This is a genomic window from Streptomyces sp. NPDC015345 (genome assembly GCF_043078805.1).
Classification (GTDB): domain Bacteria; phylum Actinomycetota; class Actinomycetes; order Streptomycetales; family Streptomycetaceae; genus Streptomyces.
The window spans coordinates 465,804-483,601 of sequence record NZ_JBIBTX010000002.1; the positions used below are offsets into that span (position 1 = coordinate 465,804).

The following is a 17,798-nucleotide window of genomic DNA, read 5'->3' on the forward strand; positions in this document are numbered from 1 at the left end:
GCAACTCCACCACCGCGCAAGGGCGCGCGGCCGGGCCGGGAGCACCGGGGGTGAACTTGCCGGACGGCCTGCGGCGTGGTGCCGCGGTTGGTCAGAATGTGGCATGGCCATCCGCCGCCTCAGCTACCGGCTCGTTCAGGAGCCGGACACCGGAGCCGTCCGTCCGATCCCCGCCGAGCCGGGGGAACACCAGGAAAAGGGAGAGATACGGGAGTTCGGCGCCGCCGTTGAGCGGATCATCGGAGCGGGCTCCGGGCTGAGCTACAGCCTGCTGCCGGACGGCGGCCGCCTCCTGTGCGCGGCGCTGCCCGGCCGGCGCGTGGAGGCGCTGCACCTCGGCGCCGACACCCCGGGGCCCGGGCCCGTCTGGCCGATCGACACCTGGCGCTCCGCCGCCTGGGACCCCGGCGCCGCGGACACGCTCGCCGCGGGGTTCGTCGAGTCCGAACTGCCCGTGCCCGAGGCGCATTTCGACCGCGCGCGCCTCGTGGACTTCGCGCGGGCGCACGCGGACCGCGTCGCGCCCTTCCTCACCGACGTGCGCCGCCTCTTCGACGACCCCGCGGGCCGCCAGATCGTCCTCGTCGAGGAGGACCCCGAGACCGTGGCCCACTGGGTCGCCCTCGCCTGCGCCTCACTGCCCGAGGCCTACGTCCCCGCGCTGACGTTCACCACGGGGACCACCGACCCGCGCGGCGCCCCGCAGCAGATCATCGGCATCGGCCCGGCCGCCGGGTTCGACCGCGCCGACGAGGCGACGGTCACGTACCTGTACCGCGTGCACGACGGCACCGGCGGCCCCCAGAGCCCGCCCGCCGAGTTCGACGCCTGGGCCGAGCTGGCCGCCGAGCGGTGGATCTCCGGGAACCCGCCGCGCCCCGCGCCCGGCGCCGCGGTACGCGCCGGTGACGCCTTCGCGCTGCTCCCGCTCATCTCCGGCGGGATCGGGGCGGGTACCGGGACCGGAAAAGGGACCGAGGCCGAGGCCGGGACCGGTGGCGAGGGCGCGGCGGGCGCCCTCCCGGGCGCCGATCTCGCGGGACTCGGCGGCGACCGCCTGCGCAAGGTCTTCGACGCTCTCACCCGGTCCGTGGTGCGGGGCGAGGCCGACTCCCGCACCCTGGACGCGCTCGAACGCCTCTGCCGAGGCCTGGAGGGCGAACAGGCCCTCGCCGCACGGTCGCTGGCCCTCGCCCTGGTCAAGCACCACCTCGATGCCCCCCGCGCCCACGACGCCCTGCCCGACCTGACCGTCTTCGAAGGGCTGCCGCTCGGCCAGGAGGCCTGGCGGCAGCTGCGCGAGGAGTACGGCGACCGCGCCGACGACGCCCTGCGCCGCAGCCTGCGCGGCCCCGTCCCCACCTGGGCGGAGCCGCTGCGGCTCGCCCTCGCCGTGGGCGCCGACGGCGGCCCCGGACTCGCCGAGGCCATGGACCGGCTCGCGAGCAGCCTGCTCCGCCCCGACCGGCGCGACTGCGCACACGCCGTGCGGGTCCTCGAAGAGGTCGACCACCTCCCCTTCACCCACCGGGTGCTGCGCCTGCTCATCGTGGACTTCACCGACCGCAAGCTCGACCGCCTGCGGGAACTGGCCCGCTCCCCGCAGGGCGACTGGCTGCGGCGGCACATCGACGAGGCCCCGCTCACCGTCCGCCTCGCCGAGGCCGCCGCCCGCTGGACCGGGCCGCCGGACCACCTGCGCGGAGCCGAACTCTTCCGGCGGCTCACCGAACTCCTGCCCGGACAGCGGGTCACGGACGTCACGACGCTGCGGCTGCTGTGGCACATCGTGTGGCGCAACACCCCGCCGGACCGCGCCGAGCAGCCCTGGATCGCCCGTACCTGCACACCCCGCCTGATCGTCGAGGCGGACCTCGGCCGCCGCATCATCGGCTGGCTCGGCGACCCGGACCGCTGCGACCCCGAACTGGTCGGCTTCGCCCGCGACATGCGCGACGACGGCCTGCTCGGCGCCACCGACCGCCACACCGCCGACCTGCTCGTGACCGCCCAGGACCTGGCCGACGGCCGCCTCGGCGTCACCCGGTCCTCGCTCGAACGCCTCGAAGAGCTGTTCCGCAAGGTCTCGCCGAAGAGCCCGATCCTGCGGCAGGGCATCGGCGAGCGGGTGGGCCGCGCCCTCGCCGGGGCGAACCCCCTCGACGTGTGCGAGCACGGACTGCGGCTCCTGTTCACCGCCGGACCCGAACTGCTCGGGACCTACCGCGCGTACTTCCTCGATGAGCGCACCAGAGATCGCCTCTTGCGCGAACTGCCGCACCGTTCGGCCGAATTGGCCGCATACTTCCATGTCTGGCGGCCCCGGCGGCGGCACGGTGTCAGCGAGGACTGGCGCAGGACCGCCGCGGAACTGCTCGACGAGGTCCTCGCGCCCGTCCTCGTACACGTGGACGAGCACCACCTCGGCCGCGTGGCCACCGTCCTCCAGCGCGAGAACCAGGACGTACAGGAATGGACGGCATGGCGCCACCAGATCAAGCAGCGGTACGCGTGACCCGTCTGGCAAGGGCGGCCGGGTCCACGCACACATCACCCTTCACGCTCCACAGGAAAGGACCAGCGTGAGCGACACCAGCGAGACCGTCGTCGTCGACAACTTCCCCGGCGGCAGCATGGCCAGCCGCCCCGTGCACTTCATCTGGATGCTCGACTGCTCGGGCTCCATGGGCGTGAACGGCAAGATCGGCGAGCTGAACTTCGCCATCCGCGAGGCCATCCCCGAAATGCAGCAGGCCGCCCAGTCCAACCCCGCCGCCTCGCTCCTCGTACGGGCCATCACCTTCGCCAGCGGGGCGAGCTGGCACGTCAGCGAACCCACCCCTGTCGACCGGTTCTCCTGGGAGGACGTGCACATCTACGGCGGCACCGACATGGGCGCCGCGTTCAAGCTGGCGGCGGGCGCGCTCCAGACCCCGCCCATGCCGCAGCGCGCCCTGCCGCCCGTGCTCGCCCTGGCCTCCGACGGCCAGCCCACCGACGACTGGCGCGCCGGGCTGCGCGCCATCGACGCCACCCCGTGGGGCAAGCGAGCCGTGCGCGTCGCCGTGGCCATCGGCGACGACGCGGACAAGAGCATGCTCAAGGAGTTCCTCGGCAACCCCGAACTGGAGCCGCTCCAGGCGAAGAACCCCCGCCAGCTCGCCGCCGCCATCCGCTGGATGTCCACCGCGGTCGTCAAGGACGCCTCCACCCCGAAGGTCGACGACGGCGCGAAGCCCGCGACGCCGCTCGACGTACCGTCGATGACCAAGGGCGAAGACGACATCTGGTGACCGGACCGCAGACGGCGACCGGACCGGATCCGGTGTCCGGCGCCCAGACGCCGGCCGCGCCCTGGGCGCTGCTCAGCGGCGCGGTCAAGGGAGTGGCGAAGAAGTACAGCCAGGACCGCGGCGCCGCCCTGGCCGTCGCCGGGGGCCGCGCGGTCGTCCTCGCGGTCGCCGACGGGCACGGCAGCGCCGCCCACTTCCGCAGCGACCTCGGGGCGCTCTGGGCCGTCGAGGAGTTCACCGCGTGCGCGCGGACCTTCGCACGCGAGGTGGTCCGCGTCGGCGGTGACGCCGCCGGCTGGACCGCGTTGCGCGAGGAGGCGCGCCGCCTGCCCCAGCAGGTCGGCCACCGCTGGCACGAGCGTGCCCTGCTGTACGACCGCAACTCGCCCGCGCACGGCGCACGTTCGCTGCCGGCCGGGCGCGAGGCCACGGAGCGCGACCCCAAGGAACCACCGGACCTCGCCGCCTACGGAAGCACCCTCGTCGGCGCGGTCCTCACCGAGGGCATGGTGTTCTGCTGGCAGCTGGGCGACGGGGACATCGTGCTCGTCGACGACGCCGGCGCCCCGCACACCCCGCTCTTCACCGGCCCCGACATGGGCGACGAGACCGACTCGCTCTGCGAGCCCGAGCCCTGGCGCAAGATGCGCTCGCACTGGCAGCCGTTCACGGGCGGCGTCCCGCCGTGCCTGCTGCTCTCCACCGACGGGCTCTCCAAGAGCTTCGCCGACCACCAGGGGTTCCTGGACTTCGCCACCGGCGTCAGCGACCGCGCCGCCCGGCACGGCGCGGCGGCGGTCCAGACCCAGCTCCCGGACTGGCTGGCGCGAGCCGCCACGTACTCCGGGGACGACACGACCCTCATGGGCGCCATCGCGGCGCCCCCGCAGCGCAGCGACGAGACGTGAGGCCGCGCAGGCCTCGCGGGCAGAGAGGAACAGCATGGTGAACGGCATGCTCGCCGCCGGAAAGACCCTGGTGGCCGAGTCGGGGGAGAAGCTGAAGGTCGCCGAGCTCTTCGGCTCCGGCGGCCAGGGCGAGGTCTACCGCGTCACGACACCCACCGGTGACCAGGCGGTGAAGTGGTACTACCCCCAGCTGGCCGACGCCCGCCAGCGGGAGATCCTCGAAGGGCTCATCGCCAAGGGGTGGGACGACCCCCGCTTCCTGTGGCCCCGCTCCATGGTCATGGACCCCGAGGGCAAGCTGCCCGGCTTCGGTTACCTCATGGACGTACGCCCCGCACGCTTCTGCGACCTGCCCGCGCTCTTCCGCCGCGACCCCTCGGTGTCCGCGGCGACCATGCGCACCCTGGTCACCGTGGCGCTGCACACCGTCGAGGCCTACCGCGCGCTGCACTCCCGGGGCATCGCCTACCGCGACATCAACTGGGGCAACATCTTCTTCGACCCGCGCACCGGCGACGTCCTGATCTGCGACAACGACAACGCCGTCGTGGAGGGTGCCGAGGCCGGCGTCGCGGGCACGATGGACTTCATGGCACCCGAGCTGGTCCGCGGCGACAAGGGCAAGCAGCCCGGCACCCAGAGCGACCTGCACTCCCTGGCCGTGCTGCTCTTCCTGCTCCTGATGAACGACCACCCGTTCAACGGCGCCCTCGCGCTGAACATCCGCTGCATGGACGAGGCGGCCAAGCGCCGGCTGTACGGCACGGACCCCGTCTTCGTCTACGACCCGTCCGACACCCGCAACCGACCCGTGCCCGGCGAGCAGCCGACCGTCGAGGCGACGTGGGGCGCGCTGCCGAAGATCCTGCGCGACCTGTTCATCGACACGTTCACGAAGGGTCTGCGCAACCCGGCGGTGCGGGTGCGCGAAACGGTGTGGCGCGACGCGCTCAGCCAGGTCCTCGACGCCATCACGCAGTGCGGCGTCTGCGGCAAGCAGAACCTCACGCAGCCGGACGGCGCGCCCCCCGCCTGCTGGAAGTGCCGCACCACGCTCACCCTGCCGCCCCGCCTCGAACTGGTCACCGGCACCGGTACGCTGCGCAGCCGCCGCGGCATCAGGCTCGCCCCGAGCGCCCGCGTCTACGCCCACCACCTGCGGGACGACCCCGACCGGCACGACTTCTCCGCCGTGGTCGGCGAGGTCACCGAACACCCGCGGCAGCGCGGCCGGTTCGGCCTCACCAACCGTACGAAGTCCGTGTGGACGGCCCGCAAGGAGGACGGGACCGTACGGGACGTGGAGCCGGGCAAGACGATCGCGCTGCGGTCGGGGCTGCTCATCGAGTTCGGCAGCGGCACGGAGGCCGTGGTCAAGGAGTGACCCCGGGCGCCCCGCGCCCCCGCCGCCTCACGGCCGCCCGCGCAGCCAACGCCCCCACCACCCCCGCCACCAAGGCGGCGCGGGCGGCAGCACAGGCGGCGGGGGTGGGGGCGGGGGCGCCGCGGGCAGCACCGCGCGGGCCGGTGCCGTGTCGATGGCCACGGCGTCGGGGCGCGGCAGCGGCACCGCGGTGAGCGCGCACTCCTCGGCGGACACGGGGATCTCCACCCGCCCGGCGAGCAGCGCGCTGCGCGGCACCCGGCGCTCCCCGCCCCGCGTCCCGTCGCTCCACGCCACGCGCACCAGGACCGCCGGCTCGGGCCACTCGAAGCGCAACTCGGCCCGGTCGGCGCTCAGCCGCCGCACCGACAACTCCCCGATCGCCGCCGGGTGTTCGATGACGACGCTCGGCCCGGACACGGCCCGCTCACCGAGCACGCTCACCGCCGTCACGCGGACGCGCCGCTCGGGCGGCGGGACCAGCTCCACGCACGACTCGGCGCCGACCGAGGCCACGGGGATGCGGTCCGCCGCCCCCACGAGGTCCGACACGTCGGTGCCCGGCGGCACCGGGCCCGCCGTCCAGGGCAGCAGCAGCCCGTCACCGACCGCGGGCGGCCGCCAGGCGATGGTCACCCGCCCGCGGTCCGCGTGCCGCCGCACCATCAGCTCCTCCACCGGCGAGGGCCACCGCTCGGCGCGCGCGCCGACCGTGACGCCACGGGACCACACGAGGTCGCCGTCCGGATCGCGGTAGCCGCAGCGGACCTCGTACGTGTACGCGCCGGGGGCGAGGGGCGCGTCGAGCAGCCCGTCGTGCTCGCAGTCCACCCGCACCAGCGACTGCCCGCCCCAGCCCGGGGCGTCGTCGGCGGCGCCCGAACGCGTCACCCGCACCTCGGCCGCCGCCGGGTCGGGCCGCCACCGCAGCCGTACGCCGCCCGGCACCACGGCGGCCCGCAGCTCCGTCACGACGGGGGTGAGCAGCACCGGGCGGGTGACCCGCGGCACTCCGGCGAGCCGGTCGCGGCGCAGCGGGAAGACGGCGTACCGCAGCGGGCGGCCCACCGGCGCGCCGGTGTCGACGGAGGCCGGGCCGCTCTCGGCCGCCGCCGTCTCGACCGCCAGGTGCGGGGCGCCGTCGGGGAAGCGCAGGACGCGGTACGTGACGCCGTCGGCCCGGCGCGGGGGCGGGCGCCAGGACAGGCGTACGTCCCGGTCGTCGGCCACGGCGCCCACCTCGGCCTCCGCCGGGGCGAAGGCGTCGTCGGCGAGGAGCGCCGCCACCCGCAGCAGACCGGTCTGGGCGTCGGCGTCGTCCCTGGCCAGGCGGAGCGCGTCGAGCCAGGCGCGGGCGGACGCGCGCAGTGCGCCGGTGGCCTCCGACTCCGCGGCCTCGGCGGTGAGCCGGTCCACTTCCGAGGCCCGCGCGCGCACGGAGCCGACGAGCGCGGCCAGCCGGTGGTCGTCCGGCCCGTCCGGGTAGACCGAGCCGCGCGGCAGCCGCGCCACGGTCCGCTCCGCCTCGCGCAGCCGGACCCCCGGCCAGACGTCGGCGAGGCTCTCGGCGGCGTGCCGGGCGGGTCCCGGACCGGGAAACCCCGCGGCCACCGCGGCGGCGAGCTGCGCCGCCTCGCTGCGGTGCACGCCGAGCGCCGCGGCCTCGGCGGCCCCCGGGGCTGCGCCACCTCGGGGGCCGCCCTCGGTGAGGAGGCAGCACACCTCCCACAGGACGATGCGGCGCAGGCCCATCGCGTCCTCCGCGAGGACCGTCGCCAGGACGTCCGTCAGCGCCGCGGCCCGGGGGCCGCGCGGCTCCGGCGAGGCCCGCCACCGCGCGCCCGCCTCATGGACGTAACGCGGGTCGACGCGCTGCCAGATGCCGCCGCGGCCGGGGAACCACAGGCCGTCCAGGACCCGGAAGCCGTCGTCCGTGTCGGCCCTCGGGAGCCTGCCGAAGAGGGCGTCCGTCGCGGGTGCGGCCGCCGGGGCCCGCAGCGCGTCGGCCGCGTGCCGGAAGCCTGCCTCGCGCAGGGCGTCGCGCAGCGCGAGGTATCCCCGCATCCCGGGCGTGCGCGGCAGGGTGTGCAGGGGCGGGCGGGCGCCGCTCGCCTTCGGGTGTTCGCCGGGGCGCAGGACGGCCATGGCTCAGCCGCCCGGCGCCGTGTAGAAGTACACCCGGACCACGGCGGTCTCCGGCCGCTTGCCGAGGTTGTGGAAGTCGTCCGTCGCCGTCTTCTTGGTGAACATGTCCGGCCGGCCCTTGCCGAGCAGGCCGTTGACGCGGTGGGCGTAGACCGTGCCGTTCGGGCCGCCGCCGAAGGTCAGCACGAGCGCCGCCGTGCGGCCCGACCACTTGCGGGTGCCCTTCGCGATCTGCGAGACGAGGTCGCCCTTGTCCCTGCCCGACACCTTGAACTCCTCGGGGTGGCGGTCCACGGAGCGGGGCCCCGTCGGGGTGGGGGAGGGCGAACCGCCCTTCGACGGAGACGGCTTGGGGCGGTCGTCCGCCTGCGGGTCCGGGCGGTCGGCCATCGACACCAGCGCGAGGACGAGCAGCAGGTCGGCGAAGAGCCACCCCGCGAGGGCGACCACGCCGAGCCGCTTGCCCCGCCCGCGCCCCGGCCGCGCTCGGGTCACGCGGAGCCTCCGTCCCGGGGAGCCGGCGGCGGGGAGAGGGGAGCGCCCTCGGTGGGCGTGCCGTTGGGGTGGCCGTTCCCGGCGTAAGGACCCGCGTGGGCCTGGGCTGCGACCGGGGCAGGGGTGAGCGCGAGCGAGGGCAGCGCCCCGGCGAGCGTGTCCATGCGGGCGTCGAGGCGGGCCGCCGCGTCCTGCCAGTGGGCGGCCGCCGCGTCCCACCGCTCCGTGGCCTCGCGCATGCCGTCCACCGCGTCGCCCGTGCGGCCGGTGCTCGACACCAGGGCCTGCGAGGCCAGTTCCGTCGCCTTCGCCACCGACTCCGACTTCGCGACGAGTGACTGCTGGGCGGCGACCAGGGCCTTCAAGGAGGCCTCGACCGTGTCGCCCGCCGCCTTGACGTGGTCGGCGATCCCGCGGGCCGCGAGCGCGTTGGCCCGGCCCGCCTTGGCGGTCGCCGCCGTACCGTCGCGCAGGGCGGTGTCGATGCGGTCCGCGACGGCGCCGAGCTTCGGCACTTCCTTGGTGAGGGACAGGGCCGCGCTCTTCAGCGCGTCGGTGGCCTGTCCCACGGACGCCGTCGCGCCGCTGAGCGCCTTGTGGCTCCGCTCGGCCTTCGTCGCCAGGTCGCCCATCTCCTTGGCGGCCTTCGTCAGCTCGGTCGTGAACTGCTGCGGGGAGGCGCTGCGGTGCGGCGCGAGCAGCATCTGCGTACGGGTGAGCACCGACGCCAGCTCGGCGAGCAGCCGCTCCTTCTCGGCCTCCCGTGCCGCGTCGTCCCGCTCCGCGTGGGCCCGCACGCGCGCGTGCCACACCGACAGGCCCACGAGCAGGGCGATGAGCACGACGGCCATCAGGGCCACGTTCTCGAACCGGCCGAACGACGACAGGTGCCCGCCGAAGCCCGACTGCCACAGCTGGAGGAAGGGGCGCGTCGCCTGCTTGCGGTCCTCCTCGGCCAGCTCGCCGTAGGCCCGCACGGCCTCCCGCAGGCCGAACCAGGTGATCAGGAGGGGGACGAAGACGAGGATCCCGAGGGCCGCCTCCAGGAGGCGGTCGCGGCGCTCCGAGGTCTGTTCGGGCGGTGTCCGCACACTCTCCGGCCGTACGTATGCCTGTACGAGGTCGAGCTCCGCCCAGCTGTCGAGCCGGGTCATCGAGCCCAGATCCCGGTGCAGGGCGGTCAGTTCGGCGCCGCGCGGCTCCAGGGCCGGCAGGGCCGCAAGCCGCCGCAACTCCTTGATGATCAAGGCTTTGTCGAGCAGTTGTGCGGGCGTCAAGCGGGTTCCTCCCTGGCTTGTGCGGGTGGCTTGTGCGGGTAGCTGCGAGGTGGCCTGCAAGGTGGCCGCGGGGCGGCTCTATCCGAGGACGTCACCCCTGCCTCGCCGGTTCCTGCCGTCACGGTTCAGACGCCGCAACAGCGCCTCGGCGTCGGCGTGTTCAGGATCCCACGTGAGGCACTTCCCCAGGGCCTCAATGGCCTCATCCCGCTCACCGCGCCGGTCCAGCTCCACGGCGTGCCGGTAGGTGCGCTCGGCGAGCAGGCCGCGCACCCGCACATTCGTCGGATCGTGGTTGTACGCGCAGTTGAGCCACCGCTCGGCGTCGGCGAAGTGCTCGGGGGACATGTCGGCCATCGCGGCCGCGCAGTGCACGTCGATCATCGCGTCCAGCATGTCGGCGCCGGCCGGCCTGGTCGCCGCGTCCTGCCAGGCGATGTGCGCGGCCTGCACCGCGTGGTCGTACCTCCCGAGGGACAACAGCGCCTGCGCGCGGGCCAGTTGGCGCCGCGAGGCGTAGTCGAGGACCGGGGCGGGCGCGGGCTCCGGGGCGGACGGTCCCGGCGGTGCGGTCGAAGGGCCGGGCGGCTCCGTGGGGGCGGGGCGGGGCGTGGGCCGGTCCTGCCGGTCCGGGCGGTCCGGGCGGTCCAGGACGTCGAGCAGCTCCCGCGCCTCGGCGATGATCTCGCGGAGCAGCGCGGCGGCCTCCTCCCGGCGCCCCCGGCGGACGAGCAGCCGCGCCTGCTCCACGTCGCGGCCGCCACCGGGGGGCTCCCGCTCGGCGCGCGCTTCGGGCGGCGCCACGGCCTCGCGGGGGTCACGCGCCGCACGCCCGGCCCGGCCACTCCCGTCACCACGCGCGGCGGCGCCCGCGTCCGGGGCGGGGCCTCCATCTCGTACGGCACCTTCATCCCGTACGTCACCGGGCTCCCGTGCCCCTTCGGCGCCCACCAGCGTCGCGGTGAGCGGTGGCGCGTCCGAGAGGGTGTCCTGGGAGGGGGCGGCCGGCTCCAGCGGGCCCTCCTCCAGGGCCGAGGGGCCCGAGGACGCCGCGCCGCCCGCGAGCCGCACCGCGTGCTTCAGCGCGCCGAGCGCCAGCAGCTCGGACGGCGCGACGACGCTCCGCCCGCCAAGCCCCTCGACCCGCGAACGCACCTGCTCCATACGGGCGTTGCCACCCACCAGCAGCACCGTGTCGATGTCCTGCGGCCGCATCCCGGCCTGGTCGAGCAGGGCCCGTGCCCGGTCGAGCGTGCGCCGCACATGCCGGTCCAGGTACGCGTCCAGGTCGGGCCGCGCGATCCGCACCCACAGCGGCGGCCCCGCGCCGAACTCCAGGTCGAGGACCGCCGCCTCCGGGCCGCCCGGCGACCCGAGCGCCTCCCGCGCCTCCTGCCCGCGCGCGCGAAGCTCCTGCCACATGGCCGCGTCGAGCCCCTTGACCGAGCCCGTACCGCGCTGCCTGCGCAGCAGCCGGACCGCCGACGACAGCAGCTCCGCGTCGAACGAGCGGCCTCCCGACGTCGCCCCTCCCTCGTACCCCAGCGAGCGGAAGTGGCCGCGCACGCTGCGGATCAGGCCCAGCTCGAACCCCTCGTACCCCATGCCGTAGACCAGGCACGTACCGCTGTCCCGCTCCGTCATGTGGCCGATCACCGCGGCCATGGAGTCGCTGACGAGGCGCGCCGGATCGAGCCCCGCCGCACGCGCCGCGTCCCGCAGCGCCGCCCGCTGCGCCGAGCCGAACCGCGCGGGCACGCTGATCACGGTCTGCGTCACCCGCCCCGGCGCCGCCGCCTCCACCCGCTCCCGCAGGGACCGCAGCAGACGCACCACGATCTCGTCCGCCTCGACCGCCGAGCCGCCCGCCCGCACCGGGCGCCCACTGCCCAGCCGGCTCTTGAGGCTGGGAAAGGTCACCGGCAGCTCGCCCGTCTCGGCGGGCTCGCACAGGAGCCACGGCCCGTCCTCGGCCCCGGCGTCCAGGCGCCGCCCCGGCCGGTCCGGCAGCGCGAACAGCGCCCGCAGCCCCGTGGCGCCGAAGTCGATGCCGAGACTGACGGGCACCGATGCCGATGACGGTGCCGTCGGCGCCGCCGGGGCGGGGCGGTCGTCGCCGTCCTCCTGCCGCGCCCGCGTCATCCGCCTGCCGTCTCTTCCGCGAACCGCAGGATGCCCTCGTAGTCCGGCTTGTCGGGGAGCCTCGGCACGGCGCGCTCCGACTGGGCGACCGCCACCAGGTTCACGAGGTTGCGCGCCTGCTGGGCGGTCTGCACGCGATTGCCCTGCCGGTGGGCCTGCTTGACGTACTCGACCGCCTCGTTGATCTGCCGGACCGTCTCCGGCGGCGCGCCCTCCGAGGCCAGCTCGGCCTGGCGGAACTGGCTCGCCAGACCGCACTGGCGGTACATGTCGTCGAGCAGCAGCTCGGTGAGGCGCTTGTACTCGCCGCTGTCGCCCATCGCGACCGCCCGCTGCGCCTGCTCGATGTCGCGGCGCACCTTCATCGCCTGCACCGGCTCGATGTAGGGCCCGTACCGCTTCAGGAAGTGGTCGGCCTCCCGCTCGGCGAAGGCCAGCTGCTCGCGCAGGACCGCGCTGTCCACCAGCTCCTCCACCGGCTCGGGCGGCGGGGTGCGCGGCTTCTCCCGGTTGGGCGTGGCCTCCAGGACCATGTCGGTGCCGCGCACGCTGATCTTCACCGTGATGATGCGGTCCGCCGAGTAGTTGAAGGAGACGTCCACCTGGCGGTTGACCTCGATCTCCTGCGGCAGCTCGAACTCCACCACGCCCTGCTCGTGGTTCTCGCTCGCCACCTTGCTGTCGCCCTCGTACACCGGCACCCGGATGCGGCGGCTGTCGGTCGCGTGGAACGTGCGCTGGCGCGGCTCGGAGAGCGGGTACGGCGACCCCGCCTCGATGATCTCGACGAACACGTCGCGCTGGCTGCCCTTGATCGCGGCGATGCCCATCGCCATGGGCGTCGACTCGTACAGGCCCGTGTCGCCCTTGGACCGTCCGTCGGCGAGGCTGCGGCCGCACGCCGCGCAGGCGCCCGCCCCGTACTCGTTGACCTTCGCACACCCCGGATCCGAGCACTCCACGCCGCGCAGTGTCTCGGCGAGGACACCCGCGCCGAAGGCGACGCACTCCATGGGGTTGATGTTCCTGCGGACCTTGTCGGCGCCGAAGAACGCCTCGACCGCCTCGTACACGGGCCGGGTGAGCGTGCCGCCGCCCACCAGGAGCACGTCCGAGATGTCGTCCGTCGACAGTTCGTACCGTCCGAGGGTCTCCTGCACGAGCGCCATGGTCCGGCTCACCAGCGGCGCGATCATCGCGTTGAACTGGGCGCGCGTCAGCTTCATCTCGACGTCGATGACACCGTCCGCGCCCCGGTACGCGGCCGGGACCACGATGTACGTCTCCTCCATGTCGTTCAGCTCCCGCTTCGCGCGCTCGGCGGCCTTCTTCGCGTGGAAGAGGAACGCCTTGTCGCCGGCCGGGTCCACATGGTGCCGCTCGCGCATCCACGCGATGATGTGCTCCACGATCGCGAGGTCGAAGTCGTCCCCGCCCAGCCAGATGTCACCGGCCGAGCGCAGCACCTGGAACTGGCTGCGGCCCTCCTGGTCCTTGACCGCGTTCAGGACCGAGATGTCGAACGTGCCGCCACCGAGGTCGTAGACGAGGACCCGGCTGCGCGCCCCGCCCGGCTTGTGCAGGCCGAAGGCGACCGCGGCGGCCGTCGGCTCGTCCACGATCTTCTTCACCACCAGGCCCGCCTTCTCGGCGGCCTCGCGCGTGGCGGCGCGCTGCGCGTCACGGAAGTAGGCGGGCACGGTGATCACGGCGTGCGTCACCGGCTCGCCGAGGGTGCGCGAGGCGTCTCTGACCAGCTTGTCCAGGATCACGCTGGAGATCTCGGCGGGGGTGCGGGCCCGGCCGCCGAGCATCACATGTGCCCGGGGGTCCGTCTCGGGGCCCGCGACGATCTCGTAACTCATCCGGTCGCGTGCCTGCGCCACGGACGCGTCGGCGAAGTCCCGCCCCATCAGGCGCTTCACGGAGGCGATGGTCTCCTTGGGCTGCCTGATGGCCCAGTTCAGCGCGTCCTCGCCGACCAGCGGCTGGTCCTTGCCGTCACGGTGCGCGATGCCGACGACCGACGGGGTGAGCCGCTCGCCCTTGCTGTTGGTGAGCACCGCGATGTCCGCGCGGTGCGGATCGTAGGCGGCCACCGCGCTGTTGGTGGTGCCGAGGTCGATGCCGATGGCCTTCATTCCCGCTCCGTCCCTTGCTGCGTGCCATGTTTCACCGTGTCGCCGTCCACCGTGTCGGCGTCCACGGCGACGACCACCCGGGCGGCGCGCAGCACGTGCCCCCGGTATCGATACCCGCGCTGAAGAATCTCGAGGACCTCGTCGTCACCGGCGCCGGGCGGCGCGGGGCGCACCTCGGTGACGTGGTGTGTCGCCGGCTCCGCCCGCTCGCCGACCCGCCCGACCTCTTCCATCCCCTCCTCGGCCAGCGCCGCCTCCAGCTGCCCGGCGATCAGCACGAGACTCCTCCGGTACGTCTCCACGTCGCTCGCCGCGCCGTCCGCGAGCAGCCTGTCGAAGGAGTCGAGGACGTCGGCGAAACGCAGCAACAGCCGTTCGGTGAGCGCCTGGTGGGCCGCGTCGCGGGCGGCCAGGGCGCGGGCGTGCTCATAGGCGAGCCGTGCCGTCGGATCAGACATCGAAGCGGATCAGGTCGGCCAGGAGACGCGTGGTCGCCTCCGGCAGCGGGCCGGGCGGCGCGTCGGGCGGGGACGCGCTCTCGGCGGCCAGCAGGCGGTCCAACTCCGCCGCCGCCAACGGCAGTTCCCCGGTCGCGTCCACGTCGTAGAGGAGCAGGTCGACGAGGAGCCTGCGGCGTACGCCGCGCAGCTCGTCCCAGGCCTGCTGGGTGACCGGCGTCATCAGGTGCCGGGCGAGGAGCTCGAAGGAGACGTCCCGCATCTCGGCGTGCGTCGTCCAGGGGGTCACACCGGCCGGGGCGAGCGCGTCGTAGGGAAAGGGGCCCTCCCAGCTCGCGTCGGGGTCCTTGATCACGCGACACTGCCTCCTGCTTCGTTCGGGGTCGCCCGGGGGGTCGTGCTTCTCGTCCGTCCGGTCCTCAGCTCGGCGAGCCAGCGGTGCACCGCGTCGAGAAGGGCCCGCCTGATCCGGCTGTCGGTGGGCTCCGCGCGGGTGGCGCGGATCAGATGGTGCAGCGCCCACAGGATCTCCCCGCGGTGCAGCGCCCGCTCCGCCTTGTCGGTCAACTCCGCCGCCCAGGACGGCAGATCGTCGTCGTCCGGCGGGGTCTCCTGGCCGTCGCTGCGGATCAGATCGCCCATGCCGCCGACGCCGAGGTGCCGGGTGAGCAGCTTCTCCATCTCGTCGAGGGCCTCGCCGAGCGTCTCGCGGTAGCGGTGCGTCAGGGCCTGCCCGAGGCCGACGTCCAGGAGGCCCAGCGCCTCGTGGAGCAGCTCCAGGCGTTCGGGCACCTCGTACGTCCGCTCGTCCAGGGTGAACACGAGGGCCCGCGCGAGGTTGTCGCGGGCGTGGCTCGACTCCGGGTTGAGGGCGAGCGCGCGGCGCAGGTCGGCCTCCGCGCCGTACACGTCGGAGCGCATGCCGTGCTTGGTGCGGGTGTAGCCGCGCCACACGCCCCGCATGGACAGCAACGCCGAAAGTCTGGCGTGCAGTTGGCCGAGCAGTTCGCGGTCGAGGGGGTGCAGTACGGCCGTGGCCGACTCGACGAGCGTGACGGCCTCGTCCAGGCAGGGGCCGAGCTGGACGCCGTCCTCCCCGGTGAGCGCCTCCACCCGGCCGAGGACCGAGCGGATCACGGCCTTCTTCGAGCGGGCCTGCATCCCCGCGTCGCCGGAGACCCGCACCAGCTCCCGCCAGTGGTCGAGGGCCTCGTCGAGCCCGCCGCCGCCACGGGTCAGGGCGGCCTTCGCCAGCGCGAGCCGGACGTGCACGGCCAGTTCGGCGCCGTCCTGGAGCAGACGGGCGTGGCGGCGCGGCAGCCGCACGTACGCGGGGTTGCGCCGCAGGAAGTCCTGGCAGTGCGCGCAGCCGTCGGCGTGCCCGGCGGCAGAGGGGCCCGTGCAGTCCTCGGGCAGGGTGCTCAGTGTGCGCAGTGCGGGCAGGGCGCGCAGGGCGAGCCCGAACTTGCGCACCTCCGACAGGGCGAAGCTCCGCGCCAGCTCCGAGAAGGCCCACCGCAGCTCGCGCACCGCGTACTCGCCGGGGTCCTTGCCCTGCTGGGCGGCCGTGTCGAGGTCCGCGACGAGATCACCGAGGGGCGCCTGGAGGCCCAGCAGCCGCAGATAGCGCGGGCCGCAGGCCAGCGTGGCGCCCGCGCCCGGCACGGACGGCAGGCCGCCCACGTCCTTCAGTACGCGGGCGCCGCCCAGCTCTGATTCCAGGAGCCCTGCCAACGCCTGGTAGGCGGCGGCCTGTTGGGGCCGGTCCTGTTCGGTGTGCCGCTGCTCGTAGGCCGACAGCTGGCCGAAGAGGTGCTGGCTCAGCTCCCACCGCAGCGACGCCATGTCCTCGTGGGTGAGGTCCCGTTCGTAGCAGGCGGCGCGTTCGGCGCGCCAGCCGTCCCAGTACTCGTCGTCGCTCAGCAGCGTCGCCCAGTACGCGAGCGCCGCCTCCCAGGTGCTCACCGCGTGCTCCCACGCCCCGGTCTGCTCCAGCTCCTGCGCCTGCCACAGCCGGGCCGCGGCCAGGCCGTGCACCACGGCCATGTCACCGGGCGCCTCCTTCAGGCGCCGCTCCCACTCGGCCGCGGCGGCCTCGCGGTCCCGCGCGAGGAGCAGCAGCAGCGGGGCGTCGCGGGGGAAGCGTTCGCACAGGGCGTCCAGCAGGCCGGGCCCCTCGTCCGGGGAGAGCTCGGCGAGGGCGTCGCGCAGGGCTTCGGGGGAGTGCCAGCGGTAGAGCAGGGCGTCGAGCCGCAGCCGCCGGCCGGGCAGCCGCAGCCCCTCCAGGGCGACGCGCTCGTGCCAGGACATGGACCCGCGCTCCAGCAGTGCGTACGAGGCGTTCTTCACCACGTCCATGGAGGCGCCGGGGTCGACGCCCGCGTCGCGCAGCGCCAGATACGGAAAGGCCTGGTCCCGTACGGCGAAGGGGTCGGCGACCAGGGGCGCGCCGGTGAGCCCGTCCGCCCACGGAAGCAGCCCCACGAGCCGTCGCAGCCTGCGGCACCGCACGTCGGCGCGGTCGAGTGTGCCGCGGGCCCGCTCGTAGGCGGCGACGGCGGCGCTCCACCTGCCGCCGGACTCCGCCAACCTCCCCTGGACATAGGCCAGATGGGCGTCGGCGTCCCGGTACCCCGGGCACTGCCGGAAGGCGTCGGCGGCCCGCTGCCACTCCTGGTGCGCGTCGGCGAGGCGGCCGCGCGCGTAGGCGGCGACGGCGGACGCGTCCCGGTGCGTGCCGAGCGTGTCGGCCTCGGCGACGACACGGGCCCAGTCCCCTTCGGCCTCGGCGAGCCGCACGCGCGCGTACCGCCCTCGGGTGCCGGCGTTCACCCCCTGGGCTCCCGCCCGCTCCAACTCCTCGTACGCCGCGACAACCCGCCGCCACGCGTCACGTCCCTCGGCGGTGCCCTCGTCGACCCGGGCCCGCACGTAACGCCGCCGCGCCCCGACGTCGGCCCACCGCTCGTCCATCGCTTCATGGAGCGCCAGCGCGTCCTGCCAGCGGCCGGCGAGTTCGTGGGTGCGGGCGAGGGCGTAGTGGTAGAGGTGAACGGCTTCGTCCGGGCCCCCGCCGGGACCCGTGTCGAGGGGGGAGGCGGGGCTCCCGCCGGGGGTGGGGCCGGGTGGGGGTGGGCTGGTGTCTGGGGCGCCGCTTGAGATGGTGCGCCCGCCGGGGCCGGTGTTGGGGGTGGTGTCCGGAGTGCTGCCGGGGCGCGTGTCCCGGGTGGCGTGGGGAGTGCCCTCGGGGCCGGTGTCGGGCGTCGCGTCCGGGCGCCTGCTTCGGTCCGTGCCGGGCGTGGTGTCCGGAGTGCTGCCGGGGCGCGTGTCGCGAGTGGAAGCGGGACTTCCGCCTGGGCCGGTGTTGGGGGTGGTGTCCGGAGTGCTGCCGGGGCCGGTGTCCCGGGTGGCGTCGGGAGTGCCCTCGGGGCCGGTGTCGGGCGTCGCGTCCGGGCGCCCGCTTCGGTCCGTGCCGGGCGTGGTGTCCGGAGTGCTGCCGGGGCGCGTGTCGCGAGTGGAAGCGGGACTTCCGCCTGGGCCGGTGTTGGGGGTGGT

The 17,798-nt window shown here is 74.8% G+C and carries 11 protein-coding genes and 1 pseudogene; 4 read left to right on the forward strand and 8 right to left on the reverse strand.

Features of this window, described 5'->3' with window-relative positions:
• Positions 1-103 precede the first annotated feature (103 nt).
• The 4 genes from ACF062_RS08390 (at position 104) to ACF062_RS08405 (ending at position 5,585) form a co-directional block, all read left to right on the forward strand.
• Positions 104-2,515 carry a GTPase-associated protein 1-related protein gene (locus tag ACF062_RS08390; protein ID WP_392136991.1) on the forward strand — a complete coding sequence of 804 codons (2,412 nt, stop codon included), beginning with the start codon at positions 104-106 and terminating at the stop codon, positions 2,513-2,515.
• A gap of 118 nt (positions 2,516-2,633) precedes the next feature.
• Positions 2,634-3,293: a tellurium resistance protein gene (locus ACF062_RS08395; RefSeq protein WP_223779251.1), complete on the forward strand. Its 660-nt coding sequence runs from the start codon at positions 2,634-2,636 to the stop codon at positions 3,291-3,293.
• On the forward strand, positions 3,290-4,201 hold the full coding sequence (locus tag ACF062_RS08400) for a protein phosphatase 2C domain-containing protein (RefSeq protein ID WP_392136992.1): 912 nt from the start codon (positions 3,290-3,292) through the stop codon (positions 4,199-4,201). The genes ACF062_RS08395 and ACF062_RS08400 overlap by 4 nt, the downstream gene beginning before the upstream one ends.
• A 34-nt stretch (positions 4,202-4,235) precedes the next feature.
• Positions 4,236-5,585: a protein kinase gene (locus ACF062_RS08405; RefSeq protein WP_392136993.1), complete on the forward strand. Its 1,350-nt coding sequence runs from the start codon at positions 4,236-4,238 to the stop codon at positions 5,583-5,585.
• 27 nt (positions 5,586-5,612) lie between these two features.
• On the opposite strand, the gene ACF062_RS08410 is transcribed toward ACF062_RS08405, so the two are convergent.
• The 8 genes and pseudogenes from ACF062_RS08410 to ACF062_RS08445 form a co-directional block, all read right to left on the reverse strand.
• Positions 5,613-7,730: a hypothetical protein gene (locus ACF062_RS08410; protein ID WP_392136994.1), complete on the reverse strand. Its 2,118-nt coding sequence runs from the start codon at positions 7,728-7,730 to the stop codon at positions 5,613-5,615.
• Positions 7,731-7,733: 3 nt separating this feature from the next.
• Positions 7,734-8,225, reverse strand: coding sequence for a hypothetical protein (locus ACF062_RS08415; RefSeq protein WP_392136995.1), 492 nt, complete (start codon positions 8,223-8,225; stop codon positions 7,734-7,736).
• Positions 8,222-9,502 carry a hypothetical protein gene (locus ACF062_RS08420; RefSeq protein WP_392136996.1) on the reverse strand — a complete coding sequence of 427 codons (1,281 nt, stop codon included), beginning with the start codon at positions 9,500-9,502 and terminating at the stop codon, positions 8,222-8,224. The genes ACF062_RS08415 and ACF062_RS08420 overlap by 4 nt, the downstream gene beginning before the upstream one ends.
• Before the next feature lie 78 nt (positions 9,503-9,580).
• Positions 9,581-11,644: an Hsp70 family protein gene (locus ACF062_RS08425; protein WP_392136997.1), complete on the reverse strand. Its 2,064-nt coding sequence runs from the start codon at positions 11,642-11,644 to the stop codon at positions 9,581-9,583.
• Positions 11,641-13,785 carry an Hsp70 family protein gene (locus tag ACF062_RS08430; protein WP_392136998.1) on the reverse strand — a complete coding sequence of 715 codons (2,145 nt, stop codon included), beginning with the start codon at positions 13,783-13,785 and terminating at the stop codon, positions 11,641-11,643. The genes ACF062_RS08425 and ACF062_RS08430 overlap by 4 nt, the downstream gene beginning before the upstream one ends.
• Positions 13,782-14,243 carry a nucleotide exchange factor GrpE gene (locus tag ACF062_RS08435; RefSeq protein WP_392136999.1) on the reverse strand — a complete coding sequence of 154 codons (462 nt, stop codon included), beginning with the start codon at positions 14,241-14,243 and terminating at the stop codon, positions 13,782-13,784. The genes ACF062_RS08430 and ACF062_RS08435 overlap by 4 nt, the downstream gene beginning before the upstream one ends.
• Positions 14,236-14,598 (reverse strand): hypothetical protein, encoded by a 363-nt coding sequence (locus tag ACF062_RS08440; protein WP_392137000.1) that lies wholly within the window; start codon positions 14,596-14,598, stop codon positions 14,236-14,238. Before ACF062_RS08440 ends, ACF062_RS08435 begins: the two co-directional genes overlap by 8 nt.
• Positions 14,595-17,798: pseudogene (locus tag ACF062_RS08445) on the reverse strand (hypothetical protein); the annotation flags it as partial. The gene ACF062_RS08440 and the pseudogene ACF062_RS08445, both read right to left, overlap by 4 nt.